Consider the following 19,391-nt stretch of genomic DNA (forward strand, 5'->3'; position numbering starts at 1 on the left):
AATGGCGTCTCCCGATCATGACAGTGCCGGCAGTGACCCGCGCGCGGCAGGCCCACGCTGGCTGCGGGCGCTGGACGCATTCGAGCATCGCTGGCTCTGGAACGTCAGCACCGCACTGATGCTTGCTGCCGCCAGCATCATGCTTCTGGAAGCGACGGCGCGCACGCTGTTCAGCACCAGCTACCACTGGGCGGAAGAGGTGGTACGCTATTTCGTGCTGTGGTCGATTTTCCTCGTCTTTGGACTTGCCCCGCGCCGAGGCCATTTCATTCGCACCGAGCTTGTCTTCGAGCGTTGCCCGCTTTGGCTCAGGCAGACGTTCAATTCATCAAGCTGCCTAGGCGGCCTGCTGTTTTCAGGCGCGCTGGTGTGGGCTGGGTGGGTTCAGACTCTGAATCTGCAGCGCCTGGGCATGATGAGCGAGACGATGGATCTGCCGCTCTGGATCGTGAAGATCAGCCTGCTAGTCGGCGCCGTTCTGCTTTTCGTCTACTTCCTCTACTGCTCCGTTCTGGTGTTCCGAGGCCGGGATCCTTATCGGTCGGCTCACTCGGAAAACACCTGATGCTAACTGGTATCGCAATCGTCCTATTGTTCACCCTGATCGCGTCGGGCCAGCAGGTCGCCATCGCCCTAGGGCTTGTCGCCACCATCCTGCTGTTGTTTTCGCTGAACGTGCCGTCCGTGACGCTAGCCCATGTCGCCTTCAGCTCGCTCGACAGCTACGCGCTCGTGGCGATTCCCTTCTTCATTCTGGCCGGCAATCTGGCGACCAAAGGCAACATCGCCGAGATGATCTTCGCTACCCTGGGCTCGATCCTGCGCTGCGTCCGCGGCGGTATGGCGATTAGCCTACTCGTGGCCGCAGTGTTCTTCGCCGCGATCAACGGCTCCAGCGTTGCTTGCGCGGCGGCGTTGGGGCCGGCGGCCACACGCGTGCTACCACAGGAGGGTTACCCGAAAGGATTCGCCGCCGCTCTGGTGGCGGTGGGCGGCACGCTGGGCATCATGATCCCGCCCTCGCTGTCCTTCATCCTGATCGGTGCGATGATGCAGCTGCCGATTACCGATCTGTTCATCGCGGGCATCATACCGGGCCTTCTTGAGGCCTCGTTGCTGGCGGTGGCTACTGTCTGGATGTCCTGGCGGAACAAGTACGGCATCAAGACCGAGCGGCCGGACTGGCGCGACTTCGGCAAGCAGTCGCGCAAATCTGGCCCGGCGCTGCTGCTGCCTGTCTTCATCATCGGTGGCATCTACTTCGGCGTAATGACGCCCACCGAAGATTCCGGCTTCGCAGTCGTCTATGCCGCCATCCTGGCTCTGATCGTCTACCGCACGATCGACCTGAAGGGTTTCTGGGAGACGTCCGGCGAGGCAGTCCTGCAATCGACCATGATCTTCATGGTCGTGATGGCGGGAAGCCTTCTAGCTTTCCTTCTGACGCGACTCGGATTGACCACGGAGCTGATCAATCTCGTCCAGTCGCTGGGGATCGATGAGTTCACGTTCCTGATCGTGACGAATGTCGTACTGCTCATCCTGGGCTGCGTGTTCGATGGTGTGTCGCTGATCATTCTCACGGCGCCAGTTCTGTTTCCCATCGCCACCGCTCTGGGCATTAATCCGATCCATTTCGCGGTCATCATGACGGCGCTGGTCGAAATCGCCACCATCACGCCGCCGGTCGGGTTGAACCTGTTCGTCATGAGCCAGATAACGGGAATCAAGCTTGAAGGCATCGTCAAGGCGGTTATTCGATTCTACGGTGTTCGCCTGTTCGCGTTGGTGCTGATCAACACCTTCCCATGGCTCTCGCTGGCATTGCTTTGAACAAGAAAACAGGGCTTTAGGAGGAGGGACGCGATGAAATTCACAAGAATAGCTACCGCGATCACAATCGGCGCCGTCGCAATGCTGACGCCGGTCGTTGCGACGGCAGCCGACATGGTGATCACGTCGGAAATCGCCGGCACGCATTGGAAAGCCAGGCAGATGGATACGCTGGCCGCCGACATCACCAAGCGCACCAACGGGCGCATAAACGCCAAAGTGTTCCACGCCAGCACGCTCTATAAGGACAAGGATGCCCTTGCCGCGCTCAGCACCGGCGCCGTGCACATGGTCTGGCCGGTGAGCAACTACCTCGAGAACGTCAATCCGGCCTACGGCATCATCAGCCTGCCGTTCAGCGTCAAGGACTCGATGATGCAGAACGACGAGTTTCGTGCTGGGCTGACGTCGCTGATGTCGTCGCTGGTCGAGGACAAAGGACTTAAGGTGCTCGGGATCGCTCGCACCTCGGAAGGCATCTTCCTGTCGAAGACGCCGATCGCGGTGGTGGCGGACATGAAAGGAAAGAAGATACGCATCCCCAGCGGTCGCGTGCTGCAGAACCTGATGACGCGCTACGGCGCCAATCCGGTCGCAATGGCGACGACGGAAATCGCCACGGCCTTCGCCCAAGGTGCCATTGATGTTGTTTATACCTCGCCGGGCGGCTGGGAAATGGTCGGCACCATGGCCAAGCACGCCACCACCGTACCTGGCATGCAGATCTTCACCTATGCCGTCGTAGTCCACAAGAACTGGCTCGCCGGCCTCTCGGCGGCGGATCGCGACGCCGTGCTGGCGGCGACGGCCGACGCCATGAAGAAGCAGTGGCCGGAGGCGATGGCCGAAGACATCAAGGCGCTGGAAAACATGGTGGGTAAGGGCGGCATCTCCACGCGCTTGAACGGCAAGTCGGTCGAGGAGTTTGAGAAGCTGGCCGCAGAGGTGAGCGATGATTTTCGCAAGAAGTATCCTAACGTCTCCGCCAAATACGACGCTCTGAAGGCGAAGCTGCCAAAGTAGTAAACCTGAGCGATAGATAGTCAGGATGTGAGAACCGGGGAATGGCGAAAAGACCTGCGCGTCGAAACGCCATTCCCTCTTGCTCCTTATTGCCGCAGGGCATTGATCGCCTGGTGAAATGCAGCCAAATCGCGCTCGGGCGGTGCAAAGAGAAGAGGGAAGTCAGGTCATGGGTGAGCAGAAGAAAAGACAAATGACGCTCGTGGCGTTCCTGCAGGCGCAAAACTGCTCAAACTATCCGGCGTCGTGGCGGCATCCGCAGACCATGCCCGATTTCATGTCACCGCAGTACTACCAGCGCATCGCCCGCACGCTCGAAGAGGGCAAGTTCGACCTGGCGTTCTTCGACGACCGGCTGGCCATGCCCGACCGCTACGGCGACGACTACGAGGAATCGGTGCGGCATGGCATTCGAGTCGTGAAGATGGACCTGGTTTCCATCATGACGGCGATGGGTTTGGCGACACAGCATCTGGGCATCGGCGGCACGTACTCGACGACCTACTACGAGCCGTTCCATGTCGCGCGCGTCTTTGCCACGCTCGACCTGATGATCGGCGGTCGCGCCGCCTGGAACGTGGTCACCTCGCTGAACGATTCGGAGGCGGTGAATTTCAGCCAGACCGAGCATCTCGAACACGATCTGCGCTACGACCGCGCCGACGAGTTCATGGAAGTCGTGCTGGGCCATTGGAATACCTGGGACAAGGACGCGATCCTGCTTGATCGCGAGAAAGGCATTTTCGCCGATCCCAAGAAGGTCCATCGTCTCGACCACAAGGGTAAATTCTTCCGTTCGCGCGGTCCGTTCACTGTGCCGCGCTCGCCGCAGGGCCATCCGGTCATCATCCAGGCCGGGCAGAGCGGTCGCGGCAAGACGTTTGCCTCGCGCTGGGGCGAGCTGATCTTCGTGATCTTCGCTAACCTGGCGCTGGGCAAGAAAATGTACGCCGATTTCAAGCAGCAGGTCGCGGCTGGCGGTCGCGATCCCGGCAAGGTCAAGCTGACGCCGGCGGTTTACGTTATTCCCGGCGAGACCAAGACCATGGCCGAGGAAAAGGCGGCGCTGATCGACAATCTGGCGCATCCGATGGATTCGCTGGCGCTGCTGTCAGAGGTGCTCAACTTCGATTTCGCGAGCAAGCCGATGGACGAGCCGTTCACCGACGCCGAGCTGAAATCCATCGGCGGCCTGCAGGCCATGCGCGATCGGGTGATCCAGATCAGCGGCAAGGACAACCCGACGACGCGTGACTTCGTGCAGTACAGCGGTCGCGGCACGATCCGCGAGGTTCCGACTTTTATCGGCACGCCGCAGGCAATCGCCGATCAGATGGAAGAGTGGTTCAACGGTGGGGCGTGCGACGGGTTCGTCATTGCCGCGACCCATATGCCCGGTGCTTACGAGGATTTTGTTCGCCTAGTGGTGCCGGAGCTGCAGCGTCGCTGCTTGTTCCGCAAGGAATATCCCGGCAAGACGCTGCGCGATACGCTGGGGCTTTCGGTGCCGGAGAAATCGGCCGTCGGCTGAAGTGCAGCGAGCGGGTCTGCCTGTTCGGCGGCCAAGATCATGTTGCGGACCAGCGGGCAGATCTTCTCCGGCCAGCGCTTGCCAGAATCGGCTTTTTAGTAAGACTTCGGCAGTCCTAGTACCTTTTCGGCAATGAAGCAGAGGATCAATTGCTCGCTGACCGGGGCAATACGGCAAATCATCACTTCCCGCAGATAGCGCTCGACATGAAATTCCTTGGCGTAGCCGTAGCCGCCGTGGGTCATCACCGCCTGAAGACATGCATTGTAACCAGCCTGCGCCCCAAGATACTTCGCGGCATTGGCTTCAGCGCCACAATCCTTTCCGTTGTCGTAAAGCCAAGCGGCTTTGAACGCCATCAAGTTGGCGGCCTCAAGCTCCATCCAGTTCTGCGCCAGCGGGTGCTGAATTGCCTGGTTCTGACCGATGGGACGGCCGAAGACGACTCGTTCCTTAGCATATTGAGTCGCTCGCTTGAGTGCCAGCTTCCCGATGCCGATGGCCTCGGCACCAATCAACACTCGCTCTGGATTGAGACCATGCAGGAGATACCGAAACCCCTTGCCTTCCTCGCCAATGCGATCCTCAAGCGGCACTTTGAGTCCGTCGATGAAAACCTGATTGGAATCGACGGCCTTCCGGCCCATTTTCTCGATTTCGTGCACCTCAATGAATTTGCGGTCGAAGTCGGTGTAGAATAATGAGAGACCATCCGTCGCCCGCTTGCATTGGTCCTGCGGTGTGGTCCGGGCAATCAGCAGCATCTTGTCTGCCACCTGCGCGGTCGAGGTCCAGACCTTGTGGCCATGCACGATATAGCCGTTGCCGTTGCGGTCGGCGCGGGTCGTCAGCGATGTCGTATTGAGCCCAGAATTGGGCTCGGTGACGGCAAAACAGCCCTTGACCCTGCCCTGGATAATGGGAGGCAGCATGCGACGTTTTTGTTCTTCAGTTCCGAACACCACGATCGGATTGGGTCCAAAGACATTGAGATGGATCGCCGATGCTCCCTGCAAGGCGGCACCAGACTCGGCCACTGTCTGCATGACCAAGGCCGCCTCGGTGATGCCGAGACCTGCGCCACCGAATTCCTCCGGCATGGCAATTCCCAGCCAGCCGGCATCCGCGATTGCCTTGTAAAATTCCTCCGGAAAGCCGCCATATTTGTCCTTCTTCAGCCAGTAGCCGTCGTCGAACTGGGCGCAGAGCCGACTTACGTTCTCGCGGATTTGCTCATGCGCATTGGTAAAAGCATAGTCCATCGATGGTTCCCCAGAATTGTAGACTATTGAATGATTGCATCGAGCGTTCTAGCTCTTTCGCTAGGATGAACACTGAGCGACCATTACGTCCCCGCACCGACGATTTCGCGAAGTTTGAATTTCTGCACCTTGCCACTTGGCGTCTTCGGTAAGGAGTCGAGGACTTCGAGGCGTTCAGGCCAATAGTTTTTTGCTACCGCATTCTCCGCCATGAAGCGTGACAGATCAACCAAGGTCAGTGACGTGCCCTCGCGTAGCACCACGCAGGCACAGGCTCTCTCACCCAGCCGTTCATCAGGCAATCCGACGATCGCTACTTCCTGGATCGCGGGATGGTGATACATGAGCTGCTCTATTTCGATCACCGGCACGTTCTCGCCGCCTCGGATGATAATGTCCTCGGAGCGACCGGTGATGCGGATGTAGCCGTCCTTGTCTTTGCGGGCGAGATCGCCGGTCTCAAACCAGCCATCCTCATCGACGGCGTAGAGATGCGGCCGCTTTAGATAACCGACAAAGGTACCGGGCCCGCGCGCTTGTAGCCGGCCTTCTTCATCGTCGGGCGCCGGTTTACCCTTGTGATCGACGATCCGGACTTCCATACCTTGGCTCGGGCAGCCGTCGGTTTCGAAAACCTTTTCCGGTGGGTCGTCGAGCTTGGTGGTCGTTACCAGCCCATTCTCCGTCATGCCCCACCCCGAAATAACATGTGCGCAAAGAGTTTCAGTAGCCCGCCGTACCAAGATGCGCGGAATAGGTGCGCCCGCCGATACGAACGTTCGCAAGGACCGCAGGGCCGCGGGCCGACGTTCCGCCTCGGCAGTCAGATCCGCCAGAAATGGTGTCGAAGCCATGGTCATGGTCACTTGTTCTGCTTCGACAATGTCTGCCGCCTTCGTTGGATTCCAGATGTCTTGAAGGACAACGCGGCCTCCAAGATAGAGTGGCAGGACCAACCCGACCAGAAAACCAGTCTGATGCGCCATCGGTGATGCCATCAGCACTACGTCTTTAGCCGTAAGGCGAACGCGCTCTTCAAAGTATCGCACGCTATTTAGCAAAGTGTTTCCAGTATGCGTGACTCCCTTGGGTTCGCCCGTCGTACCCGATGTATAAAGCAACTGGACTACCGTATCGGCCGAGCAGGGAACGATTGAGTCAGTCAATCTACTCGGTACGTTCAGCACCGCTTCAAAGTCGCGACTATCGCCCGAGCCGATAACCACAATATGCTCCAACGATGGCACTTTAGTCTTCAGCCGGTCTGCCATGGCCGCGTGATCAAAATCGCGGAAACTTCGTGGAACAATCAGTACGCGCGTCTCGGCCAATGAAAGCATGAACTCCATCTCCCGGTCACGGAAGATAGGCATGACGGGATTTGTAACGGCGCCGATGCGCAACAGCGCAATATGGAGGACCACGAATTGCCACCAGTTCGGCAACTGAAGCGATACAACCTCTCCGGGTTTGATCCCCAATCGCAAGAGATTGGCGGCGATGCGATCGGCGCTTTGTTGCAACTGCTCATAGGTCAAAATCGTACGTCGGCCGATAGTGGTCTATCAGGCTAGACTAGAGGTCTACTCACATTTTATTCTAATGTATGATAGAATGTGAGCAATGACAACAATTGAGACCTAGATTTGTGTCGCCAATGACGAGCCCGAAAATGCAATCTTGTCCGCATCTGCTGTCGCCGCTGAAAGTCGCGCAAACGACGTTGCGTAGTCGTAATCATAGGATCAATGCACACCCGCCTCGATGCTTCGGGCGATGCTGCTGCAGGTATTTTACAGCATCCGGTCGGAGCGCCAGTTGATGGAGCGGATGGAGTTCGATCTGTTGTTCCGATGGTTCGTGGGGTTGGGGGTGGATGATCCGGCCTGGGATCATTCGAGCTTCTCCAAGAACCGCAACCGACTTCTGGAAGGCGAGATCGCGGCCAAGTTCCTGGCCGCGGTGGTGGCTCAACCGAAGGTCAAGCGGCTGCTGTCGAGCGACCACTTCTCGGTGGACGGCACGCTGCTGGAGGCTTGGGCGTCGCTCAAGAGCTTCCGTCGCAAGGCTGGTGGCGACAACGACAAAGACGGTCCGGGGCGCAATGCGGAGCGCAGCTTCCACAAGGAGAAGCGGTCCAACGAGACGCACCGCAGCACCACCGATCCCGAGGCACGACTGTACAAGAAGGGCGATGGCCAGCCGGCCAAGCTCTGCTACCTGGGTCACGCTCTGATGGAGAATCGCCACGGTCTGGTGGTCGGCGGGGGTGCGACACTGGCTACCGGCACGGCTGAACGGGAGGCAGCCCTTGCCCTGGTCGACGGCACGCGTCGATCCGAGCGGCGGATCACCTTGGGCGCCGACAAGGCTTACGACGTGATGGAGTTCATTGGCGACCTCAGGGGCCGGTCGGTCACGCCGCACATCGCCATAAACGGACACCGGACGAAGACCGGCAAGCGACGCAGGACGGCCATCGACCGCCGAACCCTGCGTCACGCCGGCTACGAGGTCAGCCAACGCTGCCGCAGGCGCATCGAGGAGGTCTTCGGCTGGATCAAGAGTTCCGCCGGCCTGGCCAAGGTCAAGCTGCGAGGACGCTCCAGGGTCGATGCTGCCTTCACCATGGCGCTTGCAGCCTACAATCTGATCCGCCTGCCCAAGCTGCTGTCGGTTCCGACATGAGCGTGCAGGGCAAGTGGCGCGTTGTTGAGACCCCCGAGCACGATATGGCTGGGCTGGGCTCCTACATCCTGTTCAGTGAGGATCATGGCGAGTTCGCCTTGGACTGCCTCACCGGTTCCATCCATGGCCGCTGCGAAGGCGCCGCCGTCGAGTTCACCTGGGAAGGTAACGACGAGATGGAGGCAACAGGTGGCCACGGCTGGGCAGAGCTCCAGGACGATGGCTCCCTCGAAGGAGAGATCTGCCTCCACCATGGCGACGACATTCCCTTCATCGCCCGCCGAGACACTACTTCTTCAACAGCCTGCCAGGTCAAAATCGAGGCAGTTCACGTGCAGCCTCGCGATCTCCGCTCGATGGCTGATCAGAGCGCCCTTGGGTAGTCCCGTCGTTCCGCTGGTGTAGATGATGACCAGACCGTCCTCCGGCTGTGCTGCAATGTCGGGCTCGTCGGCGGGCTGCGCCGCCAGCCGCTTCTCGTAGTCGGCCCCGAGTTCGATGATGGTGCTGCAACCGTGCTCACGGGCCGACAGCACGTGTGCGAACCGTTCCGATACCAGCGCTGCCCTCGGTGTTGTCAGCCGAATGCAATGGAGCAGCTCCGCTTGGGTCAGACGCCAATTCAGAGCGCAGAAAATTAGCCCGAGCTTGGCGGCGGCGAACGCCAGCTCGAGGTACTCGCAACGGTTTTCGGAAAGGATCGCGATACGCTCACCGCGCTGCAGCCCCAACGCTGCCAAGGCGTGCGCGAGCCGATTCACGCGAGCGTTGAATTCCCCGTAACGCCACGTCCGGCCTCGATCGACTACGGCGGGTGCTTCCGGGCGCATCCGCGCCTGCACCCGTAAGAGCTCGCCGACGGTAATGCCGCTGGCTTGGGTCGCGAGGGTCGCATCTATACCGAGTGGCGTCTGTGACATTTTCATGCTGCTATGTCGTAGGAGATGACGAGCCGTTCCATGCTGCGGGTTACGAGTTCGTCGTGCCATACTGGTTGGTGCGTCTCCAGCCTAATCCCCGACAGCCTCGAAAGTAGCCGGTCGAAGGCGATCTGCGCTTCGAGGCGTGCGAGGGGTGCACCAAGGCAGAAATGGATGCCCAGGCCGAAAGCGATGTGGCGGTTGTTGCTACGGTCGATCTTGAACAGGTCGGGGTCCGGAAAGACCGCAGAATCGCGGGCGGCCGAATTGAGCGCGAGGAAGACCCGCTCGCCCCGTCGGATATCGGCGCCGCCGAGTTGCAGGTCTTCGGCCGCTATCCAGGTCATCGTCTGGGCAGGCCCTTCGTACCGCAGCATTTCCTCCACAGCGCCAGGGATAAGGGAACGATTGCGCCGCAGCGCTTCGACCGATGCCGGGTTTCGCAGGAGCCAATAGAGGCCGTTGGCCAACAGGCTGGCCGTTGTTTCATGGCCGGCGAAGAGCAGCAGGATGAGCGTCGAGACCATTTCATCCTCACTAAGCCCCTCGGGCCCGGCTTCCGCTTCAAGAAGCCGGCTGGTCAAGTCGTCACGAGGATTGCGGCGGTGGTCGTGGAGCGTCTCGCGAAAAAACGCGACCATCTCGTCCGCTGCCGCCTTCGCGCGGTCGTACTTGTTCGGCGTGGCGCGGGCCAAGGCGACGAAGTCTTTGAGGTTTTCAGACCACGTCCGGAGATCCCCGATCCGCTCCTTTGGGATGCCGAACAGGTCCGAAATTACCCGCGCCGGCAGCGGGGAGGCGAAAGATTTGATGAAATCCACAGGGGGCGCGATTCGATCGCGACCCCTAAAGCCTTCGATCAGCTCTTCGACGCGTTGCAGTATGAGCGGACGGAGCCGCGCGACCTCCTGAGGCATGAAGTACTTGGCCAGTGCCTTGCGCAGCCTTTCATGTCGCGGCGGATCGTTGAAGACCATCCAGTTCGCCAGCACCGCGCTTACCCTCTCGACCTTCCGATGCGTCTCGGGAGCAGCATGGTCCAGAAAGGGTTGCAGCTTCGCGACCGAAAGGCGCGGATCCTTCAGCGCCTTCGATACGTCTGCGTAGCGCGTAATCACCCATCCTCGAAGGGAAGGGTTCCAGTGAACCGGCTCCTCCGTCCGCAGCCGGCAATAGACGGCGTGGGGATCGGCGATGAAGTCGGGATGATTCAGATCAGGGGCGGTCTCCATACATCCCTCGTCGCCCGTAACAATTGATTCTAATGTGCATTCGAATGGATGGTCGAGTCAAATCAACCGGCGCCGGAGGACCTCTCGGGGTGTGACGCCAGTATTCAGCCTATACTTTCGAATGACAATTCGAATACCATACCTATAGTGCAGCTTGTGTAAGAGTCGGGCCAAAGGTTTAGATTCCGCACGGAACAGCGGTGCGGACATGAGGTCCAGATGGATCGCGGTTCCACCGAACAACGCAAGTGACAGCATCACTCGCTTTGCGGTGGCGACACGGGAGGGAGCGATCGTGATGACCGCGACACCCGATTTCGCCTTAGGGAGGCACCTTTATGACGCCGACGATGGAAATGCTGGCCACGCGGCCCGGGCCCGCCACTTGACACCGCTATGCAAGCGGCTCGGCCTGGAGCACCCGGTCTTCCAGGCGGGCATGGGCTGGGTCGCCCGCGCTGAACTCGCCGCTGCGGTGTCGGCCGCCGGTGGCCTCGGCGTGATCGGTGCCGGATCGACCATGACGCCGGATGAGTTGCGCACCGAGATCCGCGCCGTCCGGGCGCGCACGGACAGGCCATTCGGGGTCGACATCCTGTTCGCAACCGTGCGGGTTGCCGGTGCCGAAGTCGAACGCTACACGGCCGCCGTCGCGGCGATGGTCGAAGTGGTGCTTGAGGAGCGGGTTCCTGTGCTGATTTCGGGGCTCGGCAGTCCGGCCGCCGTGGTTCCGGAAGCGCACGCACACGGCATTTTCGTGATGTCGGTGGTTGGAGCGGTGCACCATGCGCGGCGGGCTGTCGCCGATGGCGTAGATGCAGTTATTGCCTCTGGGTGCGACGGCGGCGGCCATGTTGGGCAGACCGGAACTGCGGTGCTGGTGCCAGCGGTAGTGGACGCCGTGGCGGTGCCGGTCCTGGCTGGCGGCGGCTTCGCCGATGGCCGCGGACTCGCTGCGGCTTTGGCGCTCGGCGCACAAGGGATCTGGATGGGGACTCGCTTCATCGCCACGTATGAGGCGCGGGCCCACGAAAACTACAAGAAAATGATCGTGGGAACCGACACTACTGGGACGGTCGTGACCCGGGCGCACAGTGGCAAGCCCTGCCGCCTGATTCGCAACCGCTTCACCGACTCCTGGGCTGGGCGTGAGGACGAGATCGAACCCTATCCCTTGCAGGTCATGCATGTCGGCCACCCGGCTTCGGAGCGCGGCCGGCTCGAGGGTGATGTGGAGAACGGCGTCTTGCCTGCAGGCCAAAGCTGCGGTCTGGTCGGGTCGGTTGCGCCGGCCGGCGAGGTCGTTCGGCAAATCGTCCGGGAGGCGGAAGCCGTGCTCGACCGACTTTGCCGGCGGGTCGCAACCTAAATGCCGACAAGCGGAGCACTTCACGGGTGGGCGCAATGCAGGTGTTTACGACGCTGCCGATGAACGATTGGAGCGAGGCCGGACCGGCGGCTCAAGCGGCGGAGGCGGCCGGCTTCGATGCGCTCATGACGCTGGAGGCGAAGCATGACGCGTTCATGCCGCTGGCCGTCGCGACGCTTGCGACCAGGCGCATCGCGCTCACTACGTCGATCGCGGTTGCCTTTCCGCGCAGTCCGACGGTGACGGCGATGCAGGCCTGGGACCTGCACGCCAATTCGAAAGGCCGCTTTGTGCTTGGGCTGGGTAGCCAAGTGAAAGGCCACAACGAGCGCCGCTTCGGCATTCCCTGGAGTCCGCCGGCGCCACGCCTGCGGGAGTATGTCCATGCGCTGCGCGCGATCTGGCGCTGCTGGCAGACCGGCGAAACGTTGCGCTACGAGGGTGAGTACTACCGGCTCACGCTGATGACGCCGGACTTCTCGCCCGAGCCGACCGGCCTGCCGATGGTGCCGGTGACCATCGCGGCGGTCGGACCGGCCATGCTGCGGGTCGCCGGCGAGGTCGCCGACGGCGTGCGGCTGCACCCGATCTGCTCGCGGCGCTATCTCGAGGAAGTGTGCCTGCCGCGCATCGAGGAGGGCATGCGCCGCAGCGGTCGCAAGCGCGCTCATTTCGACGTGCATGGCGGCGGCTTCGTCGCGACCGGGCCAGACGCCGCGTCGGTGGCGAAGGCGATGGACTGGGTGCGCTTCCGCGTCGCCTTCTACGGCTCCACGCGCACGTACATGCCGATCCTGGAGCTGCACGGGCTCCAGGATCTCGGGCTCAAACTGCACGACCTTTCCGTCCAGGGCCGCTGGAAGGAGATGGCAGCGCTGGTGTCGGACGACGTCGTGCGCATCTTCGCGGCCTGCGGCACCTATGACGAGATCGTGCCGGCCATCGAAACACGCTTCGGCGGTGTGGCCGACGCGATCGAGCTGAACTTCCCGGCGGGCACGCAGCCCGGACTGATGCGCGAACTGGTCGCCGGCATCCGCCGTATTCCGCACATCTTCCAGGGCTTCGCCACCGCCTGAGTTCCTGTCTTCGGAGAAAACTACCATGCCACTACCGCTCGACGCTCGCCTGCAGATCGGCGTCCAGACCATCCACCGCCGCACCGAGCCCGCGACCAGCCCGTGGCTGCCACGGATCGACGAACTGGTCTCGCTGGTGCAACTGGTGGACCGAAGCGGCTACGACTCGTTGTGGGTCGGCGATCACATCACCTTCGCGATCCCCATCCTTGATCCGCTGCTGCAGCTCGCGCAGGCTGCAGTGGCGAGTCGTCGGCTGCTGTTGGGCACGTCAGTCTATCTGCTGCCGCTGCGGCACCCCGGGCCAGTGGCGAAGCAGGTCGCAACCCTCGATCTTCTCACCGAGGGGCGGCTGATCTTCGGCGTCGGTGTGGGGGGCGAGTTCCCCAAGGAATACGCGTTGGCAGGCGTGCCGATCAACGAGCGCGGCGCGCGGCTGGGCGAGGGAATAGCGGTGCTGCGCAAGCTCTGGACTGGCGAGCCGGTCACGCACGAGGGAAAGTTCTGCACTTTCCGCGAGATCCGCATGCAGCCGCCGACGCGGCAACCGGGAGGCCCGCCGATCTGGTGCGGCGGCCGTTCGGAGGGGGCGCTGAAGCGCACCGGGCGCCTGGCCGATGGCTGGATGTCCTATGTGGTGACGCCGGAGATGTACCGGAACAGCCTCGAGGCGATCGCCGTGGCGGCGGAGGTCGCCGGCCGCAAGCTCGCCCGCTTCGGCACCGGCCATCTGCTGTTCACGCGGCTGGACGAGACGTATGAAAAGGCACTCGACGCGGCGACCGAGACGCTGAGCGTCCGCTACGCGATGGACTTCCGCAAGGCGGCGCAACGCTACTGCGCGCTCGGCCCGCCGGCTCAGATCGCAGAGTGCATCCGCGCGTTCCACGCCGCCGGCGTGCGGCATGTCGTGCTTGACCTGCTCGGCCCTTATGAGCAGCGCGACACGCAGATCGAGCGCGTCGCCGCCGAGGTGCTGCCGCTGCTGAAGGACCTCACAGCGACAGACGGGCGGGCTGGCGCTCAGGACAAATACGCCACCGCATGAGCTATAGCAGGTATGTTGAGGCATTCTCGCAACTCAAGCACCGGTCTTCCGGACGGTACCGCAGGGGCCGAATCTTGGGTCGCGCGACCCTACATTTTCGACGCCATGGGTGGTCGTTCAGACCGACAAGCTTGGACAGGCGCACGCGGTGGCCCCCGCCGTTGTGGATCTTCTGCGAGCCAGCTCCCCGGATCTCCTCCTCCCATACGCGCATCGGGGCAATTGTCTTAGCCGTAGCTGGCGAAGATCATCATCATGCCGACATCCACGGGGGCTTCTTTGTTCTGTGTGCTTGCTCTGAGCCATGTCGCGTATTGGCAGAGCCTACATTCATCCCAAGCGCAACAATGGGACACTTTCGGAAAGCCGTCGCGCGGCCGATTGCATCGCGCGGCTCAGCGGCCCGACGGCATCGCCGTTGAGGTCATGCGAGTGCCCGGCGGCAGTCAGAATCAGCAGCAGCTCCCACGCAGGCGACAGCACTGGCACCGACACCAGCGTGATGCCTTGAAACATGCAGCCGTGGTCCACCGCGAAGCCGGATTGCTTCGCCTCTCTGACCCGAGCAGAGAACTCGTCGAAGGAGGGCTTCTCGTACCAGCTCACTCGCGAGAACATGGCTTCGAGCTCCACGTCGCCGACGCTGCCGAACGCGGCCATGATCACGCCGGACGCGCCTGCCGGACCGACGTACTGCCGACCGATCGTGGCATAGAGATCGGTGCGGAATGAGGAGCCGACCCAGTCCAACAGCAGCAGAGAGGAGGGTCCCAGCACCTTGGCGAGATAGACCGACACGCCATGCGTGTCGGAAACCGCATGCATCAGCGGCCGCGCCAGATCCATCAGCCCGCTGCGTCGCAACACGCCATACGCCAGCTCAAGAATGTGCAGGCTCACCGAGTAGCTGCGCGTCCTCTCGTCATAGCTGACAAAGCCCTCGGCTTGCAGCGTGCGCAGAATGTTGTACGCGGTCCCGCGGTGCAGCCCCGTGGCCCGCGCCACTTCACTGGCGTTCAACGGCCGCTCGCAGGCGTTCAGCGCGCGCAGGACGCTCGCCGCGGCCGCCACTGCTCCGACTGGCTTGCCGGGACCCCTCCGATTCCCATCGGCAGATCGCCCTCGGCTTGGGGCGCTCGATTCGCCTTCTACGCCTGTCGCTTGGAGTTCTTCGCTTGAACTGGCTGGTTCCCGATTCATGGCTGCTTTCCCCCGGAAAGCGCGTTGCCCCCTACCGAAGGTCATGATAGAGGTCCAATCGGCACAATACAAATCATGTGTCTTCAATAGAAGACATCAGGAGTAAGATGGCGGTAGATCCGCAGATCCAGGCATTGCTCGACAAAGGCACCGGCGTGCCGGCGACGCACACTCTGCCGGTCGATGCGGCGCGCGCGCAGTACGAGGCGCGTATCGCGCTGATGGCGCGCCCGGCCGAGATCGCCGGTGCACACGAGCAGGCGATCGATGGACCGGGCGGGCCGTTGCGCATCCGGATCTACACACCGCTCGGCACCGGTCCTTTCCCGCTACTGGTGTTTTTTCATGGCAGCGGCTTCGTGTTGTGCAGCCTCGATACGCACGATGGCATGTGTCGCAATCTGTGTGCCGGCGCGAATTGCGTCGTCGCATCGGTCGATTATCGGCTGGCGCCGGAGCACAAATTCCCGGCCGGGATCGAGGACTGCCTGCATGCGACGCGATGGGCTGCGGCGCATGCGGCCACGCTGCGCGCCAACCCGACGCGCATTGCCGTTGGGGGCGACAGTGCCGGCGGCAACATGGCGGCGGTCACGGCTCTGCGGCTGCGCGACGAAGGCGGCCCGGCATTGTGCGGCCAGCTGCTGATGTATCCCGTAACCGACTACCATACCCCCGGCACTCCTTCGTACGAGGACAATGCGGAGGGCTACGGGCTGACCCGCGATACGATGAAGTGGTTCTGGGCCCACTACCTCAACAACCCGTCCGAGGCCGCACACCCTCATGCGTCGCCGCTCCGTGCGACGAACCTGGCCGGCTTGCCGCCTGCCCTTGTCATCACGGCCGAATACGATCCGCTGCGCGACGAGGGCGAACTATACGCGCACAAGCTGCGTGCGGCCGGCGTCCGGACGGCGCTGAGCCGGTACGACGGTGTCAACCACGGATTCATGTTCTGGGTCGGCGTCGTCGACAAGGCCGGCGTTGCGATGAAGGAGGCCTGCGCATGGCTGCGTGGCGCTTTTGCCGGACCGAGATAGCCTTCTTTCAATCCACTCCACAGCAATACGGCCCCCCGGAGGTTCCATGCGGCTCGACAAGTCTCATCCGATGGCTGCCCGACCGGCAGAGGCCCGCAGTTTCGACGCGCTGATTGTCGGCGCCGGTTTCTCCGGCCTGTACCAGCTGCTCTGCCTGCGCGACCGGCTCGGCCTTTCTGTCCGGTTGCTGGAGGCCGCCGACGGGGTCGGCGGCACCTGGTACTGGAACCGCTATCCCGGTGCGCGGTGCGATTCCGAGAGTCATTCCTACGCCTATTACTTCTCTGAGGAACTGCTTCAGGAATGGACTTGGTCGGAGCGCTATCCGGAGCAGCCGGAGATTCTGCGCTATCTCAATCACGTGACGGACCGGTTCGACCTGCGGCGCGACATCCGCTTCGGCACGCGGGTGACCGCCGCTCACTACGACGCGGTCACGAACCGCTGGCATGTGACGACCGAGGCCGGCGAGCGCTATGTCGCAAAGTTCCTGATCACCGCCGTCGGCTGCCTGTCCGCGGCGAACATCCCGGACATTGCGGGGCTCGATAGCTTTGCCGGCACCTGGTACCACACCGGGCAGTGGCCGCATGAGGGCGTCGATTTCACCGGCAAGCGGGTTGGGATGATCGGCACCGGCTCGACCGGCATCCAGGCGGCTCCGGTGATCGCGCAATCTGCGGCGCAACTGACCGTTTTCCAGCGCACCGCCAACTACAGCATTCCCGCCCGTAACGGGCCGCTCAGCGACGACTTCAAGCGCTGGGCAAGGGCGAACGCAGCCGAGATCCGCAGCGTGATGCATTCCACCCCGAACGGCCACCCGTTCGTGATCTGCGACCGCTCGGCGCACGATGTCACGGACGAGGAGCGGCAGGCGATCTACGAGGCGGCCTGGGAGAAGGGCGGGCTGCAATTCCGCGCCGCGTTCCGCGATCTGCTGACCGACAAGGCCGCCAACGACACCGCGGCCGAGTTCCTTCGGCAGAAGATCCGGGAAGTCGTCAAGGATCCGGCGACCGCGGCAACGCTGGCGAATATCGACCACCCATTCGCCACCAAGCGGCCGCCGATCGACACTGGCTATTTCGAGACGTTCAACCGCGACAACGTCAGCCTGATGGACGTGCTCGCAAACCCGATCGAGTGCATCACTCCCGACGGCATCCGAACGCGCGACGGCACCGAGCACAAGCTTGACATCGTGGTCTTTGCGACAGGCTTCGACGCGATGACCGGCCCGCTCTTGCGGATGAACATTCACGGCCGTGACGGGCTCTCGCTGCGCGAGGCGTGGCGGGCCGGCCCGCGCACATATCTGGGACTGCAGATCGCCGGCTTCCCGAACCTGTTCACGATCACCGGCCCCGGCAGCCCCTCGGTGCTGTGCAACATGCCGGTGGCCATCGAGCAGCATGTCGAATGGATCACAGCCTGCATTGCGCATATGCGCCGGCATGGTTTCGACCGGATCGAGCCTACCGAGCAGGCAGTTGACGGCTGGGTGGAGCACGTCAACGAGATGGCAAACGCGACCCTGCTGCCGCAGGCGAAGCACTCCTGGTATCTTGGTGCCAACGTACCCGGCAAGCCGCGCGTCTTCATGCCCTATGCCGGCGGCATGGCGAGGTACCGCACGGCCTGCGCACGCATTGCAGAGAACGGGTATGAAGGGTTTGCCTTGAGCGCTGAGACGGGCGCCCTGCAGCGTTCGGCCGTGAGTTGAAAAAGAGAAACGCTGGCATGCCGGACGCCCTGGTCATGGCAGAGCCGCTTGTTGAAGCGGACAGCCTTGAACAGTCCAAGCACATGGCAACCATGTACCATGCGTCAAATGGTGATGACCAGCTGGAGCAGCCAATGTCGGTCTCGGTGACCGCCGGCGCCGACCTTGACCCTAAGCTGCGGCTTGGAGCAGCAAGTTAAGCTGGTTGCGCTCCCCCGATTTGAACCTACTGGGCTGGGTGCGCGTCTGCTGCCGCCTGCACTGCATAAGAGCTAAGCAGCCATCCTGCGTTCCTTGCTCACCAGCAACGCTGTGACAAAGGCGTTCCACTTCTTCATGCCCTCGCGCTTCTCGGGCATGTACTGCCACCGATCGTAGTGCTTCGAGGATACGTCTTGTAACGTGTGGTTCTGCAAGCGGTCGCGGATTTCCTTCGGTACGCCTGCCTTGCCCGCGAGCGTTTTCCACGTCCGCCGTAAGTCTCGGTTGGTGACGACCGGGATCACGCCGCGGCCGCGCTGCCGCCACATGAATGCATAGAGAGTGCCGGCCGAGACGGGCCTCGTCGGGTCCATCGCCGACGGGAAAAACCACCCGTGCTCGTTTGGTTTGATAGAGTCCAGTAGGTCGGCCGCGAGGTCGGGAACGGGAAGTGAGTGGGGCTTGCCATTCTTTGTCTTCGACCAGTCGAGGATGCGCTCTTCGGCATCCCACTGATCGACATGGAGTCGAGCCATCTCCTCGACGCGTTGGCCGGTGAGCATCAGGATCCGAACGGCGCGGAGGTAGGGAGGGTGTACCGGCACGTCTGGGCACTCGAGCCACTTGTAGAGTTGCGAGAACTCGTCCTCGTCAAGCCAGCGCGTGCCGCGCACCTTTGGCTCGGTCGGGATGCTTGCGGCGGGGTTGTACGCGAGGCGAAAGCGACGGGGCGAGGCAGTGCGGTAGTCGTGCTCGGACTTCATGCCCCAGCTGAATGCGGAGCGGATGTATGAGCGGACGTGATCGGCCATGGAGCGCTTGCCGCGTTCGTAGATCGGACGGAGCAATTCGATAACCTCATCGGGCTCGATCTCGCGCGCCTGCCGATGACGGCCAAGCGTGTCAGCGATCTTGTTGAGGCCCTTCTCCGCGTCTTCCCACGAGGGTTTCCCCGCATCCTTGAGTGCCTTCACATAGGCATCGAAGAGGTCACCCACGCTGCCTGGCCGGGTGTCTCCGGCGATCTTGATGCTGCGCCCCTTCTGAATGACGTTGGCGTAGTCACGCTGGAAAATTTCGCGTGCCTGGGCGAGCGAAATGGACGGGTACGAACCAAGCTTCTTCTTGGTCCGTTTGCCATCGCGCCACTGCTGCGCCATCCAGTCGGCCGTCACGCGCGTCGGCATGGGTTTCAACACCAGCACAAGCCGGCCGGTGCCGCGGCCCTCGCCATCA

Annotated in this window: 16 protein-coding genes and 1 pseudogene; 11 read left to right on the top strand and 6 right to left on the bottom strand. The window is 62.2% G+C overall.

Annotated elements, in window-relative coordinates:
- Position 1: 1 nt before the first annotated feature.
- The 4 genes from EPO50_RS31300 (at position 2) to EPO50_RS31315 (ending at position 4,387) form a co-directional block, all read left to right on the top strand.
- Positions 2–565 (top strand): TRAP transporter small permease, encoded by a 564-nt coding sequence (locus EPO50_RS31300; protein WP_296351011.1) that lies wholly within the window; start codon positions 2–4, stop codon positions 563–565.
- Positions 565–1,833 carry a TRAP transporter large permease gene (locus EPO50_RS31305; RefSeq protein ID WP_296351013.1) on the top strand — a complete coding sequence of 423 codons (1,269 nt, stop codon included), beginning with the start codon at positions 565–567 and terminating at the stop codon, positions 1,831–1,833. The genes EPO50_RS31300 and EPO50_RS31305 overlap by 1 nt, the downstream gene beginning before the upstream one ends.
- 33 nt (positions 1,834–1,866) lie before the next feature.
- Complete coding sequence (gene dctP / locus EPO50_RS31310; RefSeq protein ID WP_296351015.1) at positions 1,867–2,856, top strand: TRAP transporter substrate-binding protein DctP; 990 nt, start codon at positions 1,867–1,869, stop codon at positions 2,854–2,856.
- Positions 2,857–3,049: 193 nt separating this feature from the next.
- Complete coding sequence (locus EPO50_RS31315) at positions 3,050–4,387, top strand: LLM class flavin-dependent oxidoreductase (RefSeq protein WP_296351017.1); 1,338 nt, start codon at positions 3,050–3,052, stop codon at positions 4,385–4,387.
- A gap of 95 nt (positions 4,388–4,482) precedes the next feature.
- On the opposite strand, the gene EPO50_RS31320 is transcribed toward EPO50_RS31315, so the two are convergent.
- Together EPO50_RS31320 and EPO50_RS31325 are read right to left on the bottom strand one after the other, a co-directional pair.
- The gene (locus tag EPO50_RS31320; protein WP_296351019.1) at positions 4,483–5,649 is read right to left on the bottom strand and encodes an acyl-CoA dehydrogenase family protein; all 1,167 of its coding nucleotides are present in this window, start codon (positions 5,647–5,649) and stop codon (positions 4,483–4,485) included.
- A gap of 83 nt (positions 5,650–5,732) precedes the next feature.
- The gene (locus EPO50_RS31325) at positions 5,733–7,187 is read right to left on the bottom strand and encodes an AMP-binding protein (RefSeq protein ID WP_296351021.1); all 1,455 of its coding nucleotides are present in this window, start codon (positions 7,185–7,187) and stop codon (positions 5,733–5,735) included.
- A gap of 226 nt (positions 7,188–7,413) precedes the next feature.
- Here EPO50_RS31325 and EPO50_RS31330 point away from each other — a divergent pair.
- Positions 7,414–8,337, top strand: a pseudogene (locus tag EPO50_RS31330) (IS5 family transposase); the annotation flags it as partial.
- Between the two features lie 296 nt (positions 8,338–8,633).
- On the opposite strand, the gene EPO50_RS31335 reads toward EPO50_RS31330, so the two are convergent.
- Positions 8,634–9,263, bottom strand: a complete 630-nt coding sequence (locus tag EPO50_RS31335) for an AMP-binding protein (RefSeq protein ID WP_296351023.1) — start codon at positions 9,261–9,263, stop codon at positions 8,634–8,636.
- The gene (locus tag EPO50_RS31340) at positions 9,260–10,489 is read right to left on the bottom strand and encodes a cytochrome P450 (protein WP_296351025.1); all 1,230 of its coding nucleotides are present in this window, start codon (positions 10,487–10,489) and stop codon (positions 9,260–9,262) included. The genes EPO50_RS31335 and EPO50_RS31340 overlap by 4 nt, the downstream gene beginning before the upstream one ends.
- A 298-nt stretch (positions 10,490–10,787) precedes the next feature.
- On the opposite strand from EPO50_RS31340, the gene EPO50_RS31345 reads away from it, so the two are divergent.
- Genes EPO50_RS31345 through EPO50_RS31355 form a run of 3 tightly spaced genes read left to right on the top strand, consistent with a single transcriptional unit; the run spans position 10,788 to position 13,985 of the window.
- Positions 10,788–11,858, top strand: coding sequence for a nitronate monooxygenase (locus EPO50_RS31345; protein WP_296351027.1), 1,071 nt, complete (start codon positions 10,788–10,790; stop codon positions 11,856–11,858).
- Positions 11,859–11,893: 35 nt separating this feature from the next.
- The gene (locus EPO50_RS31350; protein WP_296351029.1) at positions 11,894–12,937 is read left to right on the top strand and encodes a TIGR03617 family F420-dependent LLM class oxidoreductase; all 1,044 of its coding nucleotides are present in this window, start codon (positions 11,894–11,896) and stop codon (positions 12,935–12,937) included.
- Between the two features lie 25 nt (positions 12,938–12,962).
- Complete coding sequence (locus EPO50_RS31355; RefSeq protein WP_296351030.1) at positions 12,963–13,985, top strand: LLM class flavin-dependent oxidoreductase; 1,023 nt, start codon at positions 12,963–12,965, stop codon at positions 13,983–13,985.
- A gap of 330 nt (positions 13,986–14,315) precedes the next feature.
- Here EPO50_RS31355 and EPO50_RS31360 read toward each other — a convergent pair whose 3' ends face one another.
- Positions 14,316–15,056, bottom strand: a complete 741-nt coding sequence (locus EPO50_RS31360; protein WP_296351032.1) for an IclR family transcriptional regulator — start codon at positions 15,054–15,056, stop codon at positions 14,316–14,318.
- A 236-nt stretch (positions 15,057–15,292) separates the two neighbouring features.
- Between EPO50_RS31360 and EPO50_RS31365 the strand changes: the two genes are divergently transcribed.
- Genes EPO50_RS31365 through EPO50_RS31375 form a run of 3 tightly spaced genes read left to right on the top strand, consistent with a single transcriptional unit; the run spans position 15,293 to position 18,154 of the window.
- A complete protein-coding gene (locus EPO50_RS31365; RefSeq protein ID WP_296351034.1) occupies positions 15,293–16,228 on the top strand; it encodes an alpha/beta hydrolase in 936 nt (311 codons plus the stop codon).
- A 46-nt stretch (positions 16,229–16,274) separates the two neighbouring features.
- Positions 16,275–17,954 (top strand): NAD(P)/FAD-dependent oxidoreductase, encoded by a 1,680-nt coding sequence (locus tag EPO50_RS31370; RefSeq protein ID WP_296351038.1) that lies wholly within the window; start codon positions 16,275–16,277, stop codon positions 17,952–17,954.
- Between the two features lie 17 nt (positions 17,955–17,971).
- Positions 17,972–18,154 (top strand): hypothetical protein, encoded by a 183-nt coding sequence (locus EPO50_RS31375; RefSeq protein ID WP_296351040.1) that lies wholly within the window; start codon positions 17,972–17,974, stop codon positions 18,152–18,154.
- A gap of 72 nt (positions 18,155–18,226) precedes the next feature.
- On the opposite strand, the gene EPO50_RS31380 is transcribed toward EPO50_RS31375, so the two are convergent.
- Positions 18,227–19,391 (bottom strand): site-specific integrase (locus EPO50_RS31380; protein ID WP_296351041.1); only part of this gene is annotated, 1,165 nt, incomplete at its 5' end.

Source organism: Reyranella sp., assembly GCF_004297405.1.
Taxonomy (GTDB): domain Bacteria; phylum Pseudomonadota; class Alphaproteobacteria; order Reyranellales; family Reyranellaceae; genus Reyranella.

What these genes read in the sequence shown, in the direction of transcription:
- EPO50_RS31300 (WP_296351011.1), top strand. Translation starts at nt 2, where the DNA reads ATGGCGTCTCCCGATCATGACAGTGCCGGCAGTGACCCGCGCGCGGCA.
- EPO50_RS31305 (WP_296351013.1), top strand. Translation starts at nt 565, where the DNA reads ATGCTAACTGGTATCGCAATCGTCCTATTGTTCACCCTGATCGCGTCG.
- dctP (WP_296351015.1), top strand. Translation starts at nt 1,867, where the DNA reads ATGAAATTCACAAGAATAGCTACCGCGATCACAATCGGCGCCGTCGCA.
- EPO50_RS31315 (WP_296351017.1), top strand. Translation starts at nt 3,050, where the DNA reads ATGACGCTCGTGGCGTTCCTGCAGGCGCAAAACTGCTCAAACTATCCG.
- EPO50_RS31320 (WP_296351019.1), bottom strand. Translation starts at nt 5,649, where the DNA reads ATGGACTATGCTTTTACCAATGCGCATGAGCAAATCCGCGAGAACGTA.
- EPO50_RS31335 (WP_296351023.1), bottom strand. Translation starts at nt 9,263, where the DNA reads ATGAAAATGTCACAGACGCCACTCGGTATAGATGCGACCCTCGCGACC.
- EPO50_RS31340 (WP_296351025.1), bottom strand. Translation starts at nt 10,489, where the DNA reads ATGGAGACCGCCCCTGATCTGAATCATCCCGACTTCATCGCCGATCCC.
- EPO50_RS31345 (WP_296351027.1), top strand. Translation starts at nt 10,788, where the DNA reads ATGACCGCGACACCCGATTTCGCCTTAGGGAGGCACCTTTATGACGCC.
- EPO50_RS31350 (WP_296351029.1), top strand. Translation starts at nt 11,894, where the DNA reads ATGCAGGTGTTTACGACGCTGCCGATGAACGATTGGAGCGAGGCCGGA.
- EPO50_RS31355 (WP_296351030.1), top strand. Translation starts at nt 12,963, where the DNA reads ATGCCACTACCGCTCGACGCTCGCCTGCAGATCGGCGTCCAGACCATC.
- EPO50_RS31365 (WP_296351034.1), top strand. Translation starts at nt 15,293, where the DNA reads ATGGCGGTAGATCCGCAGATCCAGGCATTGCTCGACAAAGGCACCGGC.
- EPO50_RS31370 (WP_296351038.1), top strand. Translation starts at nt 16,275, where the DNA reads ATGCGGCTCGACAAGTCTCATCCGATGGCTGCCCGACCGGCAGAGGCC.
- EPO50_RS31375 (WP_296351040.1), top strand. Translation starts at nt 17,972, where the DNA reads ATGCCGGACGCCCTGGTCATGGCAGAGCCGCTTGTTGAAGCGGACAGC.